The sequence below is a fragment of the Thermincola ferriacetica genome (genome assembly GCF_001263415.1).
GTDB lineage: Bacteria > Bacillota > Thermincolia > Thermincolales > Thermincolaceae > Thermincola > Thermincola ferriacetica.
The window spans coordinates 1-977 of sequence record NZ_LGTE01000065.1; the positions used below are offsets into that span (position 1 = coordinate 1).

Annotated in this window: 1 protein-coding gene; it reads right to left on the reverse strand. The window is 46.2% G+C overall.

Annotated features, from left to right (window positions below; genetic code table 11):
* Positions 1-131 precede the first annotated feature (131 nt).
* Positions 132-620: a DUF6803 family protein gene (locus Tfer_RS15685; RefSeq protein ID WP_052219202.1), complete on the reverse strand. Its 489-nt coding sequence runs from the start codon at positions 618-620 to the stop codon at positions 132-134.
* Positions 621-977: the final 357 nt, after the last annotated feature.

Here is a 977-nt window from a genome sequence, read left to right on the forward strand (position 1 = left end):
GCCCTTGCCTACAGGTTGTCTTCCCGCTGGTTAGGTGACAGGGTTTCTCTCAACCCATCGGCTCAGCAGACATGCCGGACGAACACTGAAGCGCTGCCTCATGAGCAGCGCTTTTTGGAAAACTTCCTTATTTACATTGCCATCCCACTGCCACCGTAGGTAAAAATATCGGGATTGAGCATCCCCAGTATCATGGCCACATGGGCCACTACGAGGAATATGGCAACAAAGACAGCGTGTAGTTTTAGTTTTTCCTCTTCTGTTTTGCCGCGCCCCAACAACCCGATTTCCAACAAACTGATCCCGAAAAGCGGAATCACTCCCGACAGGTAGAAACCTACCGCCAGAATATCTACAATACCTCTCCACTCCCCGCCGGCAGTAAGTGGAATCACCGCTGTTTTAAAGAGATAGATAAAAATTCCTACAAAATAAAAACCTGCTATAATTCCTGCAATTTTGTTGAGCCTTCTTAAGCCCCCAGAAAGGTTTCTCCCGAATAAAATAAAAAGCTCTGATACTGCAACGGTTTCAGCCAGGATAACAGGAATGGCCATGAAAATAATCAGATTCCAGGGTTGATTGGTAGCAAGCAATTCCATGTAATGGGTCATGTTCAACTTCTTCTCACCTCCCTTATTTGCTAAAAATATTTTACAATATATCCCTGAATGAGTCAACTACTTTATGTAGTACTATATTTTGTAATTTATCTTTCATTTATTGTGCATACAAAATGGGTTCGGTCATCACCGAACCCATTTCAGACTGTTAACCAAGGGCACTCTGTTAAATTGGCGGAGGTTAAATGTTTCCGGAGCGGGGCTATAATTTAATGCGCCGGGTTTTTTCAAGGAGAGGTGGGTGAAGCAGCATTTTGGAAGGGTGGGTGGGGTGTCCCGGCTACCCCGGAGCTTTGTGCTGGAGAATGGCGGCAGGGTAGGAGGGTGTCTCCGCTACCTGGGAGCTTGGTGCTG